Annotated in this window: 16 protein-coding genes, 6 tRNA genes, 1 rRNA gene and 1 riboswitch; of the genes, 4 read left to right on the top strand and 19 right to left on the bottom strand. The window is 43.7% G+C overall.

Translation table 11 applies throughout. The features are described 5' to 3' along the window. Positions 1 to 44 precede the first annotated feature (44 nt). The 11 genes from AC5YCI_RS03995 to secA all read right to left on the bottom strand — a co-directional run bounded on the left by AC5YCI_RS03995 (position 45) and on the right by secA (position 8,662). Positions 45 to 1,581 (bottom strand): 16S ribosomal RNA (locus AC5YCI_RS03995). A 537-nt stretch (positions 1,582 to 2,118) separates the two neighbouring features. Continuing rightward, positions 2,119 to 2,195: transfer RNA gene (locus AC5YCI_RS03990), tRNA-Pro, on the bottom strand. 19 nt (positions 2,196 to 2,214) lie between these two features. Continuing rightward, positions 2,215 to 2,290: transfer RNA gene (locus AC5YCI_RS03985), tRNA-His, on the bottom strand. An 81-nt stretch (positions 2,291 to 2,371) separates the two neighbouring features. Continuing rightward, positions 2,372 to 2,448: transfer RNA gene (locus AC5YCI_RS03980), tRNA-Pro, on the bottom strand. Between the two features lie 19 nt (positions 2,449 to 2,467). Next, positions 2,468 to 2,543 (bottom strand) — tRNA-His (locus AC5YCI_RS03975). Between the two features lie 41 nt (positions 2,544 to 2,584). Further along, positions 2,585 to 2,661, bottom strand: a tRNA-Arg gene (locus AC5YCI_RS03970). A gap of 35 nt (positions 2,662 to 2,696) precedes the next feature. After that, positions 2,697 to 2,773, bottom strand: a tRNA-Pro gene (locus AC5YCI_RS03965). Between the two features lie 164 nt (positions 2,774 to 2,937). Next, positions 2,938 to 4,005 carry a quinolinate synthase NadA gene (gene nadA / locus AC5YCI_RS03960; RefSeq protein WP_496128989.1) on the bottom strand — a complete coding sequence of 356 codons (1,068 nt, stop codon included), beginning with the start codon at positions 4,003 to 4,005 and terminating at the stop codon, positions 2,938 to 2,940. A 123-nt stretch (positions 4,006 to 4,128) separates the two neighbouring features. Next, positions 4,129 to 5,349, bottom strand: coding sequence for a bifunctional glutamate N-acetyltransferase/amino-acid acetyltransferase ArgJ (argJ, locus tag AC5YCI_RS03955; RefSeq protein ID WP_496128988.1), 1,221 nt, complete (start codon positions 5,347 to 5,349; stop codon positions 4,129 to 4,131). Between the two features lie 143 nt (positions 5,350 to 5,492). After that, complete coding sequence (locus AC5YCI_RS03950) at positions 5,493 to 5,828, bottom strand: hypothetical protein (RefSeq protein ID WP_496128987.1); 336 nt, start codon at positions 5,826 to 5,828, stop codon at positions 5,493 to 5,495. A 116-nt stretch (positions 5,829 to 5,944) separates the two neighbouring features. Then, positions 5,945 to 8,662, bottom strand: a complete 2,718-nt coding sequence (secA, locus tag AC5YCI_RS03945; RefSeq protein ID WP_496175258.1) for a preprotein translocase subunit SecA — start codon at positions 8,660 to 8,662, stop codon at positions 5,945 to 5,947. Between the two features lie 285 nt (positions 8,663 to 8,947). Between secA and AC5YCI_RS03940 the strand changes: the two genes are divergently transcribed. Both AC5YCI_RS03940 and AC5YCI_RS03935 read left to right on the top strand, forming a co-directional pair. Next, positions 8,948 to 9,589: a peroxiredoxin gene (locus tag AC5YCI_RS03940; protein ID WP_496128985.1), complete on the top strand. Its 642-nt coding sequence runs from the start codon at positions 8,948 to 8,950 to the stop codon at positions 9,587 to 9,589. A gap of 397 nt (positions 9,590 to 9,986) precedes the next feature. Further along, a complete protein-coding gene (locus tag AC5YCI_RS03935) occupies positions 9,987 to 10,517 on the top strand; it encodes a dual specificity protein phosphatase family protein (RefSeq protein ID WP_496128984.1) in 531 nt (176 codons plus the stop codon). A gap of 4 nt (positions 10,518 to 10,521) precedes the next feature. Here AC5YCI_RS03935 and AC5YCI_RS03930 read toward each other — a convergent pair whose 3' ends face one another. The 4 genes from AC5YCI_RS03930 to trpA are packed head-to-tail and all read right to left on the bottom strand — an operon-like array spanning position 10,522 to position 14,430. Continuing rightward, the gene (locus AC5YCI_RS03930) at positions 10,522 to 11,454 is read right to left on the bottom strand and encodes an SPOR domain-containing protein (RefSeq protein WP_496128983.1); all 933 of its coding nucleotides are present in this window, start codon (positions 11,452 to 11,454) and stop codon (positions 10,522 to 10,524) included. Next, positions 11,454 to 12,737, bottom strand: a complete 1,284-nt coding sequence (folC, locus tag AC5YCI_RS03925; RefSeq protein WP_496175257.1) for a bifunctional tetrahydrofolate synthase/dihydrofolate synthase — start codon at positions 12,735 to 12,737, stop codon at positions 11,454 to 11,456. The genes AC5YCI_RS03930 and folC overlap by 1 nt, the downstream gene beginning before the upstream one ends. Then, on the bottom strand, positions 12,734 to 13,630 hold the full coding sequence (accD, locus tag AC5YCI_RS03920; RefSeq protein ID WP_496128981.1) for an acetyl-CoA carboxylase, carboxyltransferase subunit beta: 897 nt from the start codon (positions 13,628 to 13,630) through the stop codon (positions 12,734 to 12,736). The genes folC and accD overlap by 4 nt, the downstream gene beginning before the upstream one ends. Beyond that, the gene (trpA, locus tag AC5YCI_RS03915) at positions 13,627 to 14,430 is read right to left on the bottom strand and encodes a tryptophan synthase subunit alpha (protein ID WP_496128980.1); all 804 of its coding nucleotides are present in this window, start codon (positions 14,428 to 14,430) and stop codon (positions 13,627 to 13,629) included. The genes accD and trpA overlap by 4 nt, the downstream gene beginning before the upstream one ends. A 364-nt stretch (positions 14,431 to 14,794) precedes the next feature. Here trpA and AC5YCI_RS03910 point away from each other — a divergent pair, with 364 nt between their 5' ends. Further along, positions 14,795 to 16,123, top strand: coding sequence for a Na+/H+ antiporter NhaC family protein (locus tag AC5YCI_RS03910; RefSeq protein ID WP_496128979.1), 1,329 nt, complete (start codon positions 14,795 to 14,797; stop codon positions 16,121 to 16,123). A gap of 53 nt (positions 16,124 to 16,176) precedes the next feature. Here AC5YCI_RS03910 and AC5YCI_RS03905 read toward each other — a convergent pair whose 3' ends face one another. The 4 genes from AC5YCI_RS03905 to AC5YCI_RS03890 all read right to left on the bottom strand — a co-directional run bounded on the left by AC5YCI_RS03905 (position 16,177) and on the right by AC5YCI_RS03890 (position 19,837). Beyond that, positions 16,177 to 17,163 carry a DUF2804 domain-containing protein gene (locus AC5YCI_RS03905; protein WP_496128978.1) on the bottom strand — a complete coding sequence of 329 codons (987 nt, stop codon included), beginning with the start codon at positions 17,161 to 17,163 and terminating at the stop codon, positions 16,177 to 16,179. A gap of 126 nt (positions 17,164 to 17,289) precedes the next feature. Further along, positions 17,290 to 17,799, bottom strand: coding sequence for a DUF1543 domain-containing protein (locus tag AC5YCI_RS03900; protein ID WP_496128977.1), 510 nt, complete (start codon positions 17,797 to 17,799; stop codon positions 17,290 to 17,292). Between the two features lie 183 nt (positions 17,800 to 17,982). Then, positions 17,983 to 19,212 (bottom strand): tryptophan synthase subunit beta, encoded by a 1,230-nt coding sequence (gene trpB / locus AC5YCI_RS03895; protein ID WP_496128976.1) that lies wholly within the window; start codon positions 19,210 to 19,212, stop codon positions 17,983 to 17,985. Beyond that, the gene (locus AC5YCI_RS03890) at positions 19,196 to 19,837 is read right to left on the bottom strand and encodes a phosphoribosylanthranilate isomerase (RefSeq protein WP_496128998.1); all 642 of its coding nucleotides are present in this window, start codon (positions 19,835 to 19,837) and stop codon (positions 19,196 to 19,198) included. The genes trpB and AC5YCI_RS03890 overlap by 17 nt, the downstream gene beginning before the upstream one ends. 128 nt (positions 19,838 to 19,965) lie before the next feature. Then, positions 19,966 to 20,169, top strand: a riboswitch (cobalamin riboswitch). A gap of 35 nt (positions 20,170 to 20,204) precedes the next feature. Here AC5YCI_RS03890 and AC5YCI_RS03885 point away from each other — a divergent pair. Further along, complete coding sequence (locus AC5YCI_RS03885) at positions 20,205 to 22,058, top strand: TonB-dependent receptor plug domain-containing protein (RefSeq protein ID WP_496175256.1); 1,854 nt, start codon at positions 20,205 to 20,207, stop codon at positions 22,056 to 22,058. Positions 22,059 to 22,079: the final 21 nt, after the last annotated feature.

Raw genomic sequence — 22,079 nt, 5'->3', positions numbered from 1 at the left:
AAGAACAACTTGTTGTGGATTCTTACCGGTCGCCAATCTTTCGTTAAGGAGGTGATCCAGCCGCAGGTTCCCCTACGGCTACCTTGTTACGACTTCACCCCAGTCATCGGCCACACCGTGGTAAGCGTCCTCCTTACGGTTAGACTACCTACTTCTGGTGCAACAAACTCCCATGGTGTGACGGGCGGTGTGTACAAGGCCCGGGAACGTATTCACCGCGGCATTCTGATCCGCGATTACTAGCGATTCCGACTTCATGGAGTCGAGTTGCAGACTCCAATCCGGACTACGATCGGCTTTTTGAGATTAGCATCCTCTCGCGAGGTAGCAACCCTTTGTACCGACCATTGTAGCACGTGTGTAGCCCTGGTCGTAAGGGCCATGATGACTTGACGTCGTCCCCGCCTTCCTCCAGTTTGTCACTGGCAGTATCCTTAAAGTTCCCACCCGAAGTGCTGGCAAATAAGGAAAAGGGTTGCGCTCGTTGCGGGACTTAACCCAACATCTCACGACACGAGCTGACGACAGCCATGCAGCACCTGTATCAGAGTTCCCGAAGGCACCAATCCATCTCTGGAAAGTTCTCTGTATGTCAAGACCAGGTAAGGTTCTTCGCGTTGCATCGAATTAAACCACATGCTCCACCGCTTGTGCGGGCCCCCGTCAATTCATTTGAGTTTTAGTCTTGCGACCGTACTCCCCAGGCGGTCTACTTATCGCGTTAGCTGCGCCACTAAAGCCTCAAAGGCCCCAACGGCTAGTAGACATCGTTTACGGCATGGACTACCAGGGTATCTAATCCTGTTTGCTCCCCATGCTTTCGTACCTCAGCGTCAGTATTAGGCCAGATGGCTGCCTTCGCCATCGGTATTCCTCCAGATCTCTACGCATTTCACCGCTACACCTGGAATTCTACCATCCTCTCCCATACTCTAGCTTCCCAGTATCGAATGCAATTCCTAAGTTAAGCTCAGGGATTTCACATCCGACTTAAAAAGCCGCCTACGCACGCTTTACGCCCAGTAAATCCGATTAACGCTCGCACCCTCTGTATTACCGCGGCTGCTGGCACAGAGTTAGCCGGTGCTTATTCTGCGAGTAACGTCCACTATCCTAGAGTATTAATCTAAGTAGCCTCCTCCTCGCTTAAAGTGCTTTACAACCAAAAGGCCTTCTTCACACACGCGGCATGGCTGGATCAGGCTTTCGCCCATTGTCCAATATTCCCCACTGCTGCCTCCCGTAGGAGTCTGGGCCGTGTCTCAGTCCCAGTGTGGCGGATCATCCTCTCAGACCCGCTACAGATCGTCGCCTTGGTAGGCCTTTACCCCACCAACTAGCTAATCCGACTTAGGCTCATCCATTAACGCAAGGTCCGAAGATCCCCTGCTTTCCCCCGTAGGGCGTATGCGGTATTAGCAGTCGTTTCCAACTGTTGTCCCCCATTAATGGGCAGATTCCTAAGCATTACTCACCCGTCCGCCGCTGAATCCAGTAGCAAGCTACCTTCATCCGCTCGACTTGCATGTGTTAAGCCTGCCGCCAGCGTTCAATCTGAGCCATGATCAAACTCTTCAGTTTAAAATCAATAGTGCCTATAGGGCACCAATCTTGGCTCATCAATTACTGACAAAAAATTTGCTCAAATAAACTTCGAGAAATTCTTACCAATTATCAATGAAAATATATTCGATTGATCAACCAGTAAAAATCCACACAAGTTGTTCTTCATAATCTCTTAATGATTTTCTTGCATCTTCGTCAGAAGCAAGACGGTTAGCAAATCTCGTTCGCTACCGATGGATGAGCATTATAGAGAGATTTAGTTGTCTTGCAAGATAGTCAAACAAAAATAATTACTAAAATACAACTAAATGGTCAATTACTAATCAATTTGGTGTTTTTGTGATGGTTTATGACTAAAAATGGCAAATGTTTTTCTAGAAAAGTAGAAAAGTAGAAAAGTAGAAAAGTAGAAAAGTAGAAAAGTAGAAAAGTAGAAAAGTAGAAAAGTAGAAAAGTAGAAAAGTAGAAAAGTAATGCAAACATATTGTATTAAATTTTAGGCATAAAAAAATCGCTTAACGCGGTATCTTCTATTCTGACCATTAAAGTAAATGGTCGGAGCAGTAGGATTCGAACCTACGACCCCCTGGTCCCAAACCAGGTGCACTACCAGGCTGTGCTATGCTCCGCCTTACAACCTTTTAGGGTTGGGGTGAATGACGGGATTCGAACCCGCGACAACTGGAATCACAATCCAGGGCTCTACCAACTGAGCTACATCCACCGTCATGTGATGTGCTTTTACTTAAGATATAAAAAAACCGCTTAATGCGGTATCTTTATCTCGACCACCTTAATATTAAGATGGTCGGAGCAGTAGGATTCGAACCTACGACCCCCTGGTCCCAAACCAGGTGCACTACCAGGCTGTGCTATGCTCCGCCTTACAACCTTTTAGGGTTGGGGTGAATGACGGGATTCGAACCCGCGACAACTGGAATCACAATCCAGGGCTCTACCAACTGAGCTACATCCACCACAATAACAGCTTTCAGATTCTATACATCGAGCGACCAAATGGCGCGCCTGACAGGATTCGAACCTGTGACCATCCGCTTAGAAGGCGGATGCTCTATCCAACTGAGCTACAAGCGCTTAACTGATGTTACCATCATTTGGCCTTGAAGAATTGGTCGGAGCAGTAGGATTCGAACCTACGACCCCCTGGTCCCAAACCAGGTGCACTACCAGGCTGTGCTATGCTCCGATTCATCTCAGCTTTTTGTATCGAACTTATCGCTCGGTACGGTGTGCATTTTAGGCGTGACGCACTGGTACGTCAACACCTATATTTAAAAAAAGTTAAAAAAACGCATCAAACGTATAAATAAACATCATTTATACTATTTTTTAAGCATTTTTCTCTAATTTTCAACGTTTTAACTGTGCACTAAAGGCCAACATTCGATCAAGGGGTAGCTTGGCACGCTTGGCTAAAGCAGGCTCAACATGAATTTCTTGGTCGCCCCGTTGTAAAACCTCTAAAATTCCATCGAGTTCATTCATCGCCATCCAAGGGCAATGTGCGCATGAGCGACAAGTTGCGCCCTCACCTGCTGTTGGCGCTTCGATTAAGATCTTATGTGGCACAGCTTGTTGCATTTTATAGAAGATGCCGCGGTCAGTTGCCACAATCAGGCGTTCATGTGGCAGCGTCTGGGCAGCTTTAATCAATTGTGAGGTGCTCCCGACTGCATCGGCAACTTCAACTACAGACAATGGCGACTCAGGATGGACTAAAACTGCCGCATCTGGATAAAGCGCTTTCATATTTTCGATGCCACGGGCACGGAATTCTTCATGCACAATACATGCACCGTCCCAAAGCAGCATATCAGCACCTGTTTTATGCTGAATATAACGACCTAAATGTTGATCTGGTGCCCAAATAATTTTTTCACCTAAACTATCTAGGTGTTCAATAATCTCAACTGCACAGCTTGAAGTCACCACCCAATCGGCACGCGCCTTAACTGCAGCAGAGGTATTGGCATAAACCACCACGGTATGATCAGGATGGGCATCACAGAATTCAGCAAACTCTTTTTCTGGGCAACCTAAATCTAAAGAACAGGTGGCTTCCAAAGTGGGCATTAAAATGGTTTTTTCAGGCGATAAAATTTTTGAGGTTTCGCCCATAAATTTAACCCCAGCCACCACCAGAGTTTGTGCAGCATGATCGCGACCAAAACGTGCCATTTCTAAAGAGTCAGATACGCAACCACCGCTCAGTTCTGCTAACTCTTGCACTTCAGGATCACAATAATAATGTGCCACTAATACTGCATCACGCTTTTTCAGCTCAGCTAAGATCTGTGCAAATTTTTCTTGCTTCACTGATTCAGGCATGTGTGCAGTTTTTTGCTCGCCTAAACGATCTAAATGCGCCTGTACGATACTTTTCGCTTCATTGGCAATTAAATTGGTCGCATTATTCATTGTGTATTCCCTACATCCGCTTGCAGTATCTGATCAAAATGGCGTTGTGCTTTTTTGACCAGAAAGTAAAAAACAATACTTACAAAAAAGCCTCACGAATGAGGCTTTACAAAAAATTTTAGATTATGAACGATAGTCAGCATTGATCTTGACATAGTCATAAGATAAATCACAGGTATAGACCGTATCTTTGGCCTCACCGCGACCTAAAGCGACGCGAATAGTAATTTCTGTTTGTGCCATGACACGAGCACCCGCTTCTTCGGTGTAGTCTTCTGCCGCGCCGCCATCTTTACAGATTTGCACATCATCTAGCCACACTTGGATTTTTTCCACATCTAAGTCTTTGACACCCGCATAGCCAATCGCAGCTAAAATACGTCCCCAGTTTGGATCTGAAGCAAACAAGGCAGTTTTAACCAAAGGCGAATGTGCAATGCTATAAGCAATATCACAGCACTCTTGAGTATCTGCACCGCCTTCAACAGCAACAGTAATAAATTTAGTTGCACCTTCACCATCACGCACGATCAGCTGAGCTAAGCGTTTCATCACACGCGTCAACACTTCAGACACTTGAGCAAAACGCGGGTCTTCAGTCGATGAAATTTCTACACCACCTGCTTGACCAGTTGCGGCAAAAATACATGAATCATTGGTTGATGTGTCACCATCAATGGTAATACGGTTAAATGATTGATTGACAGCAGTTGATAACATTTGTTGCACAAGTTCGCGTGCAATAGGTGCATCGGTTGCCACAAAGCCAAGCATGGTTGCCATATTCGGACGAATCATGCCTGCACCTTTGGAAATACCGGTCATGGTGTAAGTGATACCATCCAGTTCAAACTGCTCAGAAGCACCTTTTGGTGTGGTATCTGTGGTCATAATGCCAGTTGCAGCATCTATCCATGCATCATTGCTTAAGCCGTCTAAAGCAGGTTGTAAGCCTGACAATAAACGTGGCATTGGCAGTTGTTCACCAATCACACCGGTTGAAAACGGTAAGATTTCTGCTTTGCTCACGCCAGCTAATTCAGCTAATTTTTCGCAGGTTGCTTCGGCATTTAGCATACCCGTTTTACCTGTACCTGCATTGGCATTACCGGTATTGATGACTAAGTAACGTGGATTGCCTAGCTTTAAATGCGCTTTAGAAATATGTACCGGTGCGGCACAAAATGCGTTCTGGGTAAATACCCCCGCAACATTTGTCCCTTGGCTAAATTCAAAAATGACAAGGTCACGTCGATTCTGATAGCGCACATACGCTTCAGCTGAACCAATTTTTACCCCTTGTACCACATGCATCTGTGGCATCGTTACGTCACCAACTGCCATTTTTAAACTTCCAATTTGGTTTTATATAAAAGAACAGCTTATTAGATATTGATAAAAAAATCGAGCCTAAAAGCCAAAATGCCAACTTTTTATCCAGTGTTAAAAAAACCAGTCATTGGACTGGTTTTAGAGAAAACTGTTGTTTATTTTGCAGCATCTAATAACGCCTGTTTGGCTTTTTGCTGGCTTTCTGCTGAAAGTGCCGGATTGGCTGCCACAATACGATCAGCATTGGCACTATTGGCTGCCACAATAGCTTGAGTTTGTAGCACAATCGGTTTGTTGTCATTATTAAAAGTATAGCTAATACCTGTACGTGGGCTAATTACCGTCACTTGATTGTCTTTGACTTGTGCTTGTGCTGTTTGTGGACCAATTGCAGCTTTTACTTTTTCTGGTGTGGTGGTCAGTTGCTCTGCCATAGCACATGTTGATACTGTGCTTAAAACCACTAAACCGATTTGTAATGCTTTTTTCATAGTGTTATCCGTAAATTTCTCGATGAGCAACTAAATAACATTGAATAGCAGCAACTGCAAACACTATTCACATAACAATAAAAAAGCCACTCAATCGAGTGGCTAATTAGGTAAAATTAGATTTTACCGTGACATTGCTTATATTTTAGACCTGAGCCGCATGGACATGGTGCATTACGACTGGCTGGTGCTCCAAAACTTTGTACCTGCTCAGCCACAGGGCTAAAGTTAGCGTCTACAACAGGTGCCTCCTGAGCATCTGCTAGGTTAAGTTGCAACGCCGCCGCTTGCGCTTCAGCTTGGGCTTGCTTTTGCGCTTCCATCTCAGCGATTTCTTCTGGGGTTGGTACATGGATTCGTGATAGATCTGTCACGACATCCGATTTAATCACCGCCAGCATATTAACAAATAAGTTAAAGGCTTCTTTTTTGTATTCTTGCTCAGGGTTTTTCTGTGCATAACCACGCAAATGAATCCCTTGGCGCAAGTAATCCATCGCAGCCAAGTGCTCTTTCCAGTGGCGATCAAGCGAACTTAAAGTAAAGTGACGTTCAAGCATGGCCGCTGACTCTGTACCCATTTGTTCACGGCGCGCGTTATAACGCCCTATCACCTCATCCGTAATACGACGTGCCAAGCCTTCTTCATCTAAACGACGATCTTGCTCTAACCATGCATGAATTGGTAAATCAATCGAAAATTCTTCACGTAATGCCGCTTCTAAACCCGGTACATCCCATTGGTCATGAATCGATTCAGGTGGAATATAAGTTTCAATTACACCTTTCATTACTTCACGATGCATTTCTTCTAAATAATCGTGTAGTGAGCTTTCCGCTAAAATGTCATCACGTTGTGAGTAGATGATCTTACGTTGTTCGTTGTTGACGTCGTCGTATTTCAACAAGTTCTTACGAATATCAAAGTTACGTGCTTCAACTTTACGCTGCGCATTCTCAATTGAGCGCGACACCATCTTGTGTTCAATCGCTTCATCTTCCGAAAGACCCATGGCTTTCATCATATTCACAACACGGTCACCGGCGAAGATCCGCATTAAGTCATCTTCAAGCGATAAGTAGAAACGTGATACACCTGGGTCACCTTGACGACCCGCACGACCACGCAACTGGTTATCAATACGACGTGATTCATGACGTTCTGAACCAATGATGTGTAAACCACCTGATGCCAACACGGCTTCATGGTTTTTCTCCCACTCTGCTTTTAGACGTGCTTCGTCCTCTGAAGTTGGGTTTTCAATTTTAGCCAGTAAGGCTTTCCAGTTACCCCCCAGCAAAATATCGGTACCACGACCTGCCATGTTGGTGGCAATGGTCACCGCGCGCGGCGCACCGGCTTGGGCGATAATATCGGCTTCACGTTCGTGTTGCTTCGCATTTAAGACTTCGTGATGAATGCCTGCCGCTTTTAACTTGTCAGATAAAATTTCTGAAGCTTCAATAGTTGCTGTACCAATTAGGATTGGTGCAACACCAGCTTCATGCACACGCTGAATTTCTTGAATAATGGCGTTGTATTTACCTTCGCGATTTAAATAAATTAAATCGTCATGGTCTTTACGCACCATTGGGCGATGAGTTGGAATTAACACCACATCAAGGCTGTAAATTTCTTTCATTTCCGCCGCTTCAGTATCGGCAGTACCGGTCATCCCTGACAGCTTTTTATATAGACGGAAATAGTTTTGGAAAGTCGTAGTCGCAAGGGTTTGGTTTTCCGGCTGAATTTCTAAGCCTTCTTTGGCTTCGACCGCTTGATGTAAACCCTCTGACCAACGGCGACCTGGCATGGTACGACCCGTGTTTTCATCCACAATGATAATTTCGCCATCATGAATGATGTAATGCACGTTACGTTGGTACAAGAAATGCGCACGAATTGCCGCAGAAACATGATGCACCAAGTTTAAATTGGCTGCTGAATATAAGCTTTCGCCTTCAGCTAACAGACCCATGGCAATCAGTTCTTGTTCTACGGTTTCATAACCAATTTCGGTCATCTCGACCGAGCGTTGTTTTTCATCAATCCAAAAATGTCCGCCATCTGCGACTTTTTCTTCTTTTTGTGGCACTAATTTTGGTGGAATGCTGTTGATGGCTGCATAAAGCTGCGAAGAATCATCAGATTGACCAGAAATAATTAAAGGTGTACGCGCTTCATCAATTAAGATCGAATCGACCTCATCAATAATGGCATAAGTTAAACCACGTTGTTTTTTCTCTTCTAAAGAAAACACCATGTTGTCACGAAGATAGTCAAAACCAAATTCGTTATTGGTACCATAAGTAATATCGGCACGATATGCTTCTGACTTTTCGGTTGGATCTTGCATGGAGTAAATCACGCCAATGCTCAAACCTAAAAATTCAAATAATGGACGGTTTAACTCCGCATCACGCTGGGCCAAATAATCGTTGACGGTAATGACATGCACACCTTGACCACTTAAAGCATTTAAATAAGATGCCAAAGTACCCATTAACGTTTTACCCTCACCAGTACGCATTTCTGCGATTTTACCTTCGTGTAGGGTAATACCACCAATCAACTGTACGTCATAATGACGCATGCCCATAATACGTTTACCCGCTTCACGACACACCGCAAAGGCTTCAGGTAAGAGTTGGTCTAGGCTTTCACCATTGTTATAACGTTGTTTGAATTCTTGGGTTTTTGCAGATAAGTCTGCATCGTTTAAGGCAGATATCGTCGGCTCGAGCGCATTAATCTTATCTACGATTTTACGCATGCGTTTGAGTTCGCGCTCATTTTTGGTACCGAAGATTCCTCCGATCAGACTTGCCAACATGAATAGACTCTCTAAATCTTGCTTGTCAAAAGAAAAAATTTGTTCTTGGCTGTTATTATGGTGCTAGAAATTTCAAGTACAAGGCTTTTAAGCAGTTCACTGTAAAAAAAAGTCATTCTCAAGCGGTGTGGCACTGGCAAGCTGTTTAGCGACAGCTATCGTCTTATGCCCAGTCATTTAGCATTTTTATTCATAAAAACATCTTAAAACACTATTTTTAATTATATAAAAACTGCGGCATAGTCATTGGCATAGACAACAAAATATAAGTTTACTGAGGTGAGTATGAGTTTACGTTTAGGTGATATCGCCCCTAATTTCCAGCAAGATTCAAGTGCAGGATTAATTGATTTTTACGAGTTTTTAGGCGATAGCTGGGGAATTTTATTTTCACATCCTGCCGACTATACGCCAGTCTGCACCACAGAACTGGGCTTTACGGCCAAACTCAAAGCTGAATTTGAAAAGCGTAATGTCAAAGCCATTGCGTTATCAGTTGATGATGTGGATTCTCATCACGGTTGGATTGAAGATATTAACACCACGCAAAATACCACGGTTAATTTCCCAATCATTGCCGATCAAGATCGTAAAGTCTCAACCCTATATGATTTTATTCACCCAAATGCTAGTGAAACCTTAACAGTACGCTCTTTGGTCATTATTGATCCAAATAAAAAGGTGCGTTTAATTATTACTTATCCTGCATCTACAGGGCGTAACTTTGATGAAGTATTGCGTGTGGTGGATTCATTACAACTGACCGATAACTATAAAGTGGCTACGCCTGCCAACTGGCAACATGGCGATGATGTGGTGATTGTGCCGTCTTTACAAGATGAAGAGGAAATCAAACAACGTTTTCCAAAAGGTTATAAAGCGGTGACGCCTTATTTACGCCTTACGCCACAGCCTGAGACAAACTAAGACACTGTCTTAGTTTGGCGCAAGACAAGCGCAGCGCGTAGTGATATAAGGAAAACTCTGCTTGGTTGGAGCGCAAGATTCACAGCTAGGCTGTGAATGTAAGGATAAGCGAAGCACTGCTTCGCCCTTGTGCAAGACGAGAAGCGATGCTTCGAGTGGCAAAACCCAAAGCACTGCTTTTGAGTTTTGTAGAGAACAAACGTCGTGATACCAAACTCAATCACATGATGAAATATAAAAAATATGCGATTTAAGTGGGTTGATTTACAGCAATCGTTCGGTCAAACCGCTTAAATTATGCTTTAGGTTCAGCTCATCTTCGGATGAGCTTTTTTTATGCTATATATAGATGATGAAAAAAATAATCCTGCTTTTTTGCTGTTTAAGTTCCGGCTGTATGACTACAGCAACTTTGCCTTTAAATCAACGCCCGCCCACTTGGGCGAGTCCTATTCAACCACAGCATAATTTTTATCAGGTCAGTGCATCAGTATTTCGTAGTCAACAGCCGAATGAGGTACTGGCGCGGCTGATCGCAGAACAAGATATAGATGTGGTGTTAAATTTACGCCCACATTCCGCTCATTATCCAGAGCTGCATGTGCAAACGCTGCATGTACCAATCCGCACTTTTGCTTTTTCAGAACAGCATATCGTGGCAGCCTTGCAGCAGATTCAAGCCGCAGAAGCACAAGGACAGAAAATCTTAGTGCATTGTTATCACGGTGCGGATCGCACTGGGGTTATTGTCGCTATGTACCGCATTATCATACAAAACTGGGCTGTGAATGAGGCAATTGCAGAAATGCATCATGGCGGTTATGGCTTTCATTATATTTGGCAACAGCGCTTTGCTGAGTTGTTTACACCTGAAAAAATAAAATGGATTCGTCAGCAACTGGCGAATCCATCTTCAGTCAGTGTTTGAGCACTTAGCGTTTATCTAAAGGTACCCAATCAATCACCCATGCCGACTTGGTATTTAAGCTTGGATCAGAATTGACTTTTTTACGTAGATCGTCAGCAGCTTCGCGGCTCTTGGCAGGTCCAACCATAATCCTTACCCCTTTAGAAGTTGGACTTTTAGTTACTTTATAACCTTGAGAACGTAGCTTGGCAGCAATCGAGTCTGCATTAGCTTGGTTAGCTGCTAAAGCGACTTGTACCATCCATTGACCGTTTGGTTTGCCTTCTTTTTTCGCTTCAGCCTTGGCTTCTTCGGCTTTTTTCTTTTCAGCCTCTAATTTACGTTTTTCCTCAGCTTTTTTAGCTTCTTCGGCTTTGCGTTTCTCTTCGGCTTTTTTCTGTTCGGCAGCTTTCTTCTCAGCCTCTAATTTACGTTTTTCCTCCGCTTTTTTGGCATCTTCAGCTTTCTTTTGCTCAGCGGCTTTTTTCTCAGCTTCAGCCTTTTTTGCGTCATCGGCTAAACGTTTTTGTTTGGCTTTTTCATCTTCCACTAATTCAGGTGGAATATTGTCGGAGCTTTGCTGACTAGCACGGTGCGCATTTAAAGCTGCATATTCTTCAGCTGCTTTACGCGCAGCTTCCGCCTCAGCTTGTTGCTGCATGGCTAAAAATTCTGCGGCACGCGCTTCTTGTTCAGCCACTGCTTTTTCACGAGCACGGCGTTGTTCTTCTAATAAACGTTGTTCGGTGGCAACATCGACCGTGAGCGGTTGCAGTTGCATTACAGGTTCAGCTTCGGGTTGTGGATTTTTCTTTTGCTGTTGCACCTGTTCCACTAAATCCGAACTACGAATGTTATTTTGGTGAATTTCTTCTTTACCTTTAAGTAATAGCGCAGCAAGTAATACCCCACCACCTAATAAAACAACACCACCCATCCAACGTTGTTTACTATTCATTAACATGCTTCCAAATACTCCCATACCGCTTCTAAGGTATGAAACGAGCCACATACCAAAATCAGCTGATTATTGTTTGTTTCATCGAGCGCTGATTTAAAAGCGAGTTTTACACTGTCAAAATGCTGCACGTTCTGATTACTTAATGCGACATCGAGCTGCGTAAGGGGTGCAGCACGCGGTACATCAAGTGCTGCAATTTTCCACAAAGCGATATGATCTTTCAACATATCACAGACAGATTTAATGTCTTTATCGGTCAACATTGAAAAAACTGTGACCACTTCTGTGTATTCTGGATGATGACTTAAGTATTGTTGTAGCTGCTTGAGTAAAAATTCCACGCCATGTGGATTATGTCCTGCATCAAAAATGACGGTTTTATCTTGAATTTGGCGCACTTCAAAACGACCCTGTAATTTGGCGTTTTGAATCCCTTGGCTTAAGGCCGATTGGCTCATCTGTAAATCACTGACCAATACAGCAGCCACAGCGGTAGAAATATTGTCTAAAGCTAAACTGCCTGTCGGGAGTTTTAAGGTGGTGGCACTAGAAGCAAAGTTCCAAGTTTGACCGTTGTCATCAATCTGATAAAAATAATCATGATTTAAAGCATAAAGCGCTGCATGACATTCAGCCGCTTTATCGGCAATGGCTTGGGGAATTTGTTGTTGCCCGCCAAAAATCACTGGAATATTCGGGCGAATAATACCTGCTTTTTCAAAGGCAATCTTTTCAATGCTATTGCCTAACCAATCGGTATGATCCAGTCCAATATTGGTAATCACAGCCACATCTGGATTGACCACATTGACCACATCCAAACGTCCACCCAAACCGACTTCTAACACCCAAACATCACAATCTTTGTTGTTAAAAATCACAAACGCCGCAAGTGTGGTGGCCTCAAAAAATGAGAGGCTTAAACCACATTCGCGGCGTGCTTGATCCACTTGTACAAACGCATCAATTAAGCTTTGGTCATCCACCTCAATGCCATTGATTTTTACGCGCTCGTTAAAGCGGTAAATATGCGGGGATTGATATAAACCGACATGATAGCCACCAGCCTTTAAAATGGCGGCTAAAGTGGTGGTGGTAGAACCTTTACCATTGGTGCCCGCGACAGTAAAGACTTTGGCTTGAGGGCGCGTTACAGCCAGCTTTTCAGCGACGGGAATGACACGCTCTAAACCTAAATCAATGCCTGTAACGTGAACATGGCCCCAATAATCGAGCCATGTTGCTAAAGAATCTGTTGCAAGTGGAGCTTGTGTGTTCAAGGTAAATTCATTAACTTCGTGATGATGCGATATACAGTATCACGTAATGCATGACGATGAACAATTTGATCGACTACACCATGCTCAAGTAAGTATTCCGCACGTTGGAACGGTTCTTCTAACTTTTCACGTACCGTTTGTTCAATGACACGTTTACCAGCAAAACCAATCATGGCTTTCGGTTCAGCAATATGCACATCACCAATCATTGCAAGCGATGCAGTTACACCACCGTAAACAGGATGGGTTAACACCACGATATACGGTAGACCTGCATCTTTCATACGTTGAATGGCAGCTGAAGTACGCGCCATTTGCATTAAAGATAACATCCCTTCTTGCATACGCGCGCCACCTGATGCGGCAAAACATACTAATGGTTGACGGTCTTGAATGGCTTTTTCCGCTGCTTGCACAAAACGGTCACCAACAACCGTACCCATTGAGCCGCCCATAAAGTCAAACTCAAAGGCACAAGCAATTAACGGTAGGTCTTTGAGTAAACCTTGCATTACCACCAATGCTTCAGTTTCACCCGTTTTCTTTTGTGCTTCTGCCATACGCTCTGGATAAGCTTTGCTGTCGACAAAGTTTAACGGATCTTTGGCTTTGAATTCCTGACCCAATTCAGTTTGCACTTGATCGAGGAACCAAGTTAAACGATCACGGGCTTTCATACGCAAATGTTCGTCACATTGTGGACACACATAGGCATTAAAGCTCATGGCAGTACGGGTCACTAAAGCGTGACATTCGGTACATTCAACTGTAGGTTCAGTTGACGTGGCTTTTACTGTTTGTTGTTCATCGGGAACTTGAATGCCTGGTACGCCGCGCTGGGTCCACGGCGTCGATGGGCTAAGAACTTTCCCTGCTTTCACTTGTTGATTCATACTAACTCATCGAGCGCAGCTCGAAGCTCCTTGACTTTATTAACCGTTTCAATCACGGCTTGTTCTGGCGCTAAAGTGGCAAATTGTTTTACAAATGCACTACCCACAATCACAGCATCCGCTGCTACACCCATAGCTTTGGCAGAGGCAGCATCACTGATACCAAAACCTACACCTACAGGTACGTCTGTTACTGCTTTAATTTTTTGGATACGTTGTGCTGCTTCAGAGACATCTAAAGTTGCCGCACCCGTCACCCCTTTTAACGACACATAGTAAATAAAGCCACGCGCTTGCTTGGCGACATATTCAATACGTTCATTGGTTGAAGTGGGTGCAAGTAAGAAGATTTGATCCATGTCGTATTTTTCCAATACTGCATTAAAATCGCCAGCTTCTTCTGGTGGTAAATCCACCAACAGCACACCATCTACACCACATTCGCTGGCAATAGATACAAATTTTTCATAACCAATCACTTCAACAGGATTTAAGTATCCCATCAAGACCACTGGTGTCGTTTGATCTTGCTCACGAAACGCTTTGACCATGTTTAAAGCATCCAAGGTATTGGTGCCGCCTGCTAAAGCACGTTCAGCGGCTAAAGCAATCACTGGACCATCCGCCATAGGGTCGGAAAATGGTAAGCCCAGTTCAATCACATCTACCCCAGCCTTCACCATTTGATGTAGTAAATCAACCGTGACGTGTGGATGCGGATCTCCTGCCATCACATAAGAAACTAAGGCTTTTTGCTGTTGTGACTTAAGCTGGGCAAATCGGCTGGCTAAACGTGACATAGGGTTGCACTTTCCTTGAATATTAAAACGGAGACGTTAGTTTTGTATCAATACAAGACCCAAGCATTGTAACGCTATTTTTTGCTCATTGGATAGAGTACAAATCAAGCAACATTTTTGGGTCTGTTTGCGGGTTTAAATCAGAACAAACCTATGCCCTACATTTACTAATATTTGCTTTTTTTTCTCAATGATCAAAGATTCCTAATTTTGGCTTTAAAAAAATTGTCTTGAATTAGACCAACTTAGTTTAATTTTTAAAAATTTGATATAAAAAGCCAAGTTAGCATTTACATTTAAACTTGGCCTAAATTGCAAAAGCTGCATTATACTAGGCATATTCTTGTATATTTTTTATCTCCCTATGACTTCCGATGCAGCTCAGAAAGTGCAAGCACGCATGCTTGCGCTATTGCCGCTTATTGTTTTTTTAGCCATTTTTTTAGGCAGCGGTATTTATCACACCCTTATTGGCACTGAGTTTGCCTTTTATCAAATGAAAGCACCCGTTGCTGCAATTCCTGCAGTGATTTTGGCGGTTGTACTCTATCGCGGCAGGCTCAATGACGGCATTGAGGCGTTTTTAAAAGGCGCCAGTCACCCTAATTTAATTTTAATGTTTATGGTGTTTATGCTGGCCGGTGCTTTTGCCAGCGTGAGCTCCTCCATTGGCAGTGTAGATGCCACGGTACAGCTGGGTTTGTCCATTATTCCACCTAGCTTTGTACTGCCGATGCTGTTTTTAATTTCAGCCTTTATTGCCACGGCCATGGGCACCTCTATGGGCACCATTGCCGCCTGTGCCCCAATTGCCTTTGGTTTCTCCCAAGCCACGGACATTGCAGCAGTATATGCCATTGGTGCGGTGGTCGGTGGTGCGATGTTTGGTGACAATCTCTCAATGATTTCGGATACCACCATTGCCGCCACCAGTAGTCAAAAAGTACAACTGCGCGATAAATTCCGTGTCAATGTCTGGATTGCAGTCCCTGCAGCGCTTGCCACAGTCGTGATTTACTTTTTACTCACCAACTCTTCTAAAGCCATCAGTTATCAAGATTTTAATGCATGGCTTATTCTGCCTTATGTGGCGGTTTTTATTTTAGCATTTAGTCGTTTACATGTATTGGGTGTTTTAACCATCGGTGTATTGCTGTCAGCTTTAATGGGATTATGGGTGACACCTGAGCTGGATATTTTTAAAATCAATACTGCTGTTTACGATGGCTTTGTAGGCATGTTTGAAGTGGCATTGTTGTCGATGTTCTTAGGCGGTTTATCTGCCATCATGCAACGTGAGGGTGGTCTACAGTGGCTGATTGAACGCATTTATGCTATTACCCGCTTATTGAAAGTCGGGCGTCAACGTGCAGGGGAAATTGGCATTAGTTTCTTGGTGATTTTCTCAAATTTATTTGTGGCCAATAACACTGTTGCGATTATTTTATCGGGCGATATGGCACGTGAAGTGGCAAAAGAATATGGCGTTGACCCAAAACGCGCAGCAGCCCTCATGGATATTTTCTCTTGTGTGATTCAAGGTTTAATCCCCTATGGTGCGCAATTATTATTGGCCTGCTCAATTGCCAAAATGTCACCCGTAGAGCTGATTAGCAGCGTGTATTACTGCTGGGTATTGGCCGTGATGGCCATCATAGCGATTGTAATGCGTTATCCACGCCTTAAAGCTTAAGCTGTTTAAGCATTCAAAAAAGCGACCTTAGGGTCGCTTTTTTTGCATAGCACTTATAGTTTACGTGCATGCTGCTCAAAAATGCCATATTCAGCATCCCATTCTAATACACGTTCTGCCAAGCGAATTGAGCCACTAATTTTACTCTGCCATTGTTGAAATTGGCTGCCACTAAAACGGAAATTAAATTTTTCGCTACGTGCCCACTGTGGGTAAATGATTAAATCCACCTGCCCATCTATAGAACGTACCCGCCATTGCTTTGCATCTAACTGCTCAAACATGACTTCAGCCAATGGATAAATCACGCCATCGAGCCACAAACTATTTTCAGTTTGGCTATGATCACCTGCGGCTAAATTCAAACCAACACGATGTTGCCCATTGAGCCAGAAATTACAGCTCAACCAAAACCAACTGGTTTCCGGCTTAAAAAAGCCACACGTGTCGTCTAAGCTGGCAAAAGTTTTCGCATCAAATTGAATCATTTTGCCTTTTTTATCAACAAAATGCCCTTCGCAGCCTAAGGTAGTAAGCTTTTGGCTATATAGCCAACCATTTTTAGCCACGGGAATACAGGTACTTAGTGGATCTGTACCTGCACAAAAGATGCGTGCGCTGAGTTTAACTTCACCATATTTACTGGCACGTAAATAACGTACGCCGTGGGCATGATCAATGGTCAATTCAAACGGTGATTTTTGAAAATGACTATGGTTAAACAGCGGTTGTTCATCAAGCTGAGTATTACGTGCTAGTAAGGTTGAACCTTGCCATTCTAATACTTCACCAGTTTGATGGTCATACACATAAATTAGACCGTAACCTGCCCAAGCCAAATCAGCGATCGCAAAACCAATACTATAGTGCTGATGCTGAATGCTACAAAATTTAAATTTTTTATATTTTAAACGCTTACGCCAACCGAGCAGTTCAAACCCTTGCTCATTTTTGTATTGAAATAGCTGATAATTGATCCGAGTGGGAATCGCATCAAAACGGCCATACTGTGGCTGTCCATTGGACTGAATTAGATCCATCTATTCCCACTCGCTAAAAGACCTATACTGTTGATCTGTATTATGCCAATAAAATTTATGCTGCATAGAGCATAGTGCATTTTTTCTTTGAGTTGAAGCTCACACTTTTGCTGTTCAGTTTAAGCCTCACAAGGTCAAATAGGTATTTTCCCAGCGATTGCCATTAAAATCACCCGCCACCAATTGCACATAACGTCCATGCACATGGTCAATGGCAATACAATCATCCACCTCTAGCACACGATCGGTGTGTTGTTTTTGCCAACTTGCCGCAAAATAATTTTTGCCACGTTGCTTAGCGACTATGGCATTTTGTGCCACCACCAACACATAACGATGCAATTCGCCAAATTCATGTGCACTATAACCGCCTAAATTAATCAGATAGAGCTTGTCATCGCTTGGGTTTGGTGCTGCGTCACTGAACTGGATTTGATAAGATTGACCTTCAAATTCAATGCCATTAATTTGCGCCCACGCATCAATATGTAAGCCTTTTTGTTCACCAAACCAAGCCGTTTGGAGCTGCGTATAAGTATCTTTTAAGTCTTCACCGACCGCTAAGACCACATCATGCACTTCGGTGTTAGCACGCGCATGGCGACCACCGAGCATGACAATAAATAAACTTGGCATACATCCAATCCCTAGACAACATCAATTTATTATCATAACCAAGTCAATATAGCCTGTCGCCTAAACACTTCAATTTTTTAAGACATTATTTTTATAAATAAAAAATCGCACCCAATTACTTGAATGCGATTTTATTTTAAGCTCTCTTAAAGCCTCTCCAAACAGGAGAGGACTTTAGAGCAATTACATTTCGACCATTTCTACGCCATCAATACGGGCAACGGTCATGAGATCTTTATCACCACGACCTGAGACAGTGGCAATAATAATTTGATCTTTCGACATGGTTGGCGCAAGTTTAGTGACATACGCCATGGCATGTGAGCTTTCTAGCGCCGGAATAATGCCTTCAATTTGGGTTAAATCACGGAAACCTTGTAGGGCTTCTTGGTCATTAATTGGCATGTACTGCACACGGTTCATATCTTTTAAGAAACTGTGTTCAGGACCCACACCCGGATAATCTAGACCTGCAGAAATTGAATGTGTTTCAATGATTTGACCTTGTGCATCTGACATTAAGTAAGTGCGGTTACCGTGCAACACACCCACATGACCTGCATTTAAAGGGGCTGAATGTTTACCGGTTTCAATACCGTGACCTGCGGCTTCTACGCCATACATTTTCACATCTTGATCGTTTAAGAATGGGTAGAACAAGCCCATGGCATTTGAACCACCGCCTACACATGCCACTAAAGCATCTGGCAAACGACCCGCTTGTGCTTGAATTTGTTGACGTGCTTCACGACCAATAATCGATTGGAAATCACGTACCAACTGCGGATATGGATGTGGACCTGCCACTGTACCAATCACGTAATAGGTTGAATCAACATTGGTGACCCAATCACGCATCGCCTCGTTCATGGCATCTTTTAAGGTCTTAGAGCCACTTTCGACAGGCACAACCGTCGCACCCAATAAACGCATACGATACACGTTCATGGCTTGACGTTTCACGTCATCCGCGCCCATATACACCACGCATTCTAGACCTAAACGTGCTGCGATGGTTGCGGTTGCCACACCATGCTGACCTGCACCCGTTTCTGCAATAATACGCTTTTTACCCGACAGTTTTGCCAATAAAGCCTGACCAATGGTGTTATTCACTTTATGTGAACCAGTATGGTTTAAGTCTTCACGTTTTAAGTAAATCTGCGCACCGCCAAGGTGCTTGGACCATCGTTCAGCATAATATAAAGGACTAGGACGACCTACATAGTAGGCGAGATCACGGTCGAATTCTGCCAAAAACTGCGCATCATCTTTCATACGGAAATAGAGTTGCTCTAAATCCTGTAATGCAGCCATGAGAGTTTCTGACACAAAACGTCCGCCATGGATACCGAAATGCCCACGTGCGTCGGGGAATTGGGTATAGTCAATCACATTATTTTGCTGATCCACGTTGGACTCCTTGCATAAAGTGTTCAATGAGTTGTCGGTCTTTAATACCTTTTGCGGATTCTACGCCTCCGCTGACATCCACCGCATAAGCACGGGTGATTTCAATGGCGTGTGCAACATTGTCAGGGCTTAAGCCCCCTGCCAAGATTAAAGCAAGGTCAAGTTTTGGAAAAGTTGACCAGTCAAATGCCTGTCCTGTGCCACCTTTTAAAGTTGGATGCCATGCATCTAATAACATGGCACTCGCCCCTACCGCATGGTAGCTGCCCAGCAGAGTCTCTAGATCCATATCGGGCTTCACCTGAATGGCTTTATACCAACGTCGCCCTGTTGCTTTTGCAATCGCTTGGCATTGCTCGGGCGTTTCGTCACCATGAAACTGTAATACGTCGAGTGGAACCTGTTGTAAAGTGGCTTGAATCTCTTCAAGCGTGGCATTCACAAACAGTCCAACCAATTGTACATAGGCGGGAATATGTGTCGCCAATTCAGCAGCTTGCTCAATAGTGACACTTCGAGGACTCGGTGGATAAAACACTAAACCAATGGCATCAGCACCGCTATCAACAACGGCTTGAATGTCTTGGCTTCTGGTGATTCCACAGATTTTGGCACGCGTTCGCATATCTTGTTCTGGCTTTAACTCATCCTGATTTATAGCCAATCTATAAATTCTAACAATCCGCATTGTAAAGCAATTTTGCGATGTTGCGTAAAGTTCATCCAGATAATTATCTAGCCACATTGTTTAGACTTTGTCCAGTGCGTATACTCTGCCGCAATTGCATAGGGTTTTGGGAAGTTGGTGCAAAACCAACACTGCCCCCGCAACGGTAAAATGAAAAGCATACCTTTATAAATCAACCAGATTTACACCACTGCATGAGATGTGGGAAGGTGGGTATGTAGCAAATGCACATTTAAGTCCGGATACCAAACCTATGCCCCGTAACTCAATCATTCACGAGGGGTGAATGTATGGAGCAACACTCATGTCTATTCATTTTCAGCCAACCGCTTTAGTTGGTGCGATCGCACTTGCGTTGGGTTTTTCTTCTTCAAGTTTTGCCAACACTTCGCCAACAGCGCAAGCCAAACTTAATACTATTGTGGTGACCGCAACACGTTCTGCAGAACAGATTGAAGACGTGCCTGCACGCATCAATGTGATTGGTGTAGATGAGATTGAGCAATCACCCATTGCCTCCTTTCCACAACTGATGATGACCGATGCATCTATCAATATGGTGCAATCTGGTGGTTATGGTCAAATTGCCTCTTTATTTATGCGGGGTACGGAATCTGACCATACATTGGTGCTGCGTGATGGTGTGCGTTTAAATAATGATGCCAGCGGTCTTGCCTCAAATAGCTTTATTGATACCACTGAAATCAAACAGATTGAGATTTTAAAAGGCCCAGCATCAGTACTCTATGGCACCAATGCCATTGGTGGTGTGGTGCAAATGATCACCAAAACCCCAACCAAAAATTCGGCTTTCGTATCTGCTGAAGTGGGTGAAAATAGCACTTATAAAACCATTTTAGGTCTTGATGCGGTAAACAATGGTTTTTATGCGCAACTGCGTGGTCAACGCCTTGAAACTGACGGCACCAAAATTTTTGATTATGTAGGTGCAGAACCTGCCAGCTATGATCAAAAAGGTTTTTCCGGCAAGTTCGGATATGCCAGTGATGCTTTCGATATCACGCTTGAACATTCTGAAAATGAAGGTCGTGCACAGTACGAAGACTATAGTTGGAGCACTTATACTTATAGCCCACGTGCACATAACTTTTTAAACCAAGTCACAACCTTAAGCACCCGTTATCAAGCCAGTGACAACACTGAACTTAAAGCTCGTGTATCGCATTTTAAAGATGTGTTAACACAAATCAATGTGGCGGAAGAAACCAGGTTTGAGTCTGATGAATATGACCTCAGTCTTCGTCAAGAGCTGACTTCACATCAAAACCTTACATTAGGTGTGAACCATAAGGCTTTAGACACCGAAACCCGTAAACCAACAGATTCGTTCCAAGAAAAATTGGACAGCACAGGCTATTATGTCCAGCACCAATTGCAAACGGACAAGCTCAAAACCCAAGTTGGCGTCCGTGTTGAAGACAATCAAAAATATGGCACACATACCGTAGGACAAGCGGCTGTACGTTACTTCTTCCAGCCCCATATCAGTGTCTACAGTAATATTGGTTCGGCATTTAAAGCGCCAACCATGAATGACTTGTATTATGGATATTATGCCAACCCAGAACTCAAGCCCGAAGAAAGCCTGTCTTATGAACTCGGGGTAGATTGGCAAATCAATACAGCTTGGCGCAGTGGCTTATCGGTCTACCGTACCGAAATTGATCACTTAATTGACAGCGACCCAGCCAATGATTGGAAACTGGCCAACATTGATGCAGTAACCATTGATGGCGCAGAAGTTTATCTGCATTTTCATCAAGATCAATGGTTTGCCAAAACCAGTTATAGCTATAACAAAGCCACCAATGATGCCTCTGGTGAAGACTTAAGCCGTCGCCCACGGCAAAAGCTGGCTTTATCGTTAGGTTTGGCTGATGAAGTCTATGGACTCTCGGCAACACTCACCGCCAATAGCCGTTCCGACAGTAGTGCGTATGATGAAGATATGATTCCAGGTCATATGCAAATTGATTTACATGGCTACTACCATGCCAATCCATATACCAAATTGTTCTTTAACGTCCAAAATGCAGGCGATGCCAACTATAAAACGGCTTCTCCAGGCAACTATGATGGTCACTACTACCTCAGCGGTGGACGAGTCGCCTCGATGGGTGTGACGTTTAAATACTAATTTAAATACTGGCTTCAATAT

Source organism: Acinetobacter sp. CY17 (assembly GCF_059515825.1).
The sequence above is the reverse complement of the archived record's forward strand: the minus strand, read 5'-3'. Positions and strand labels throughout refer to the sequence as shown.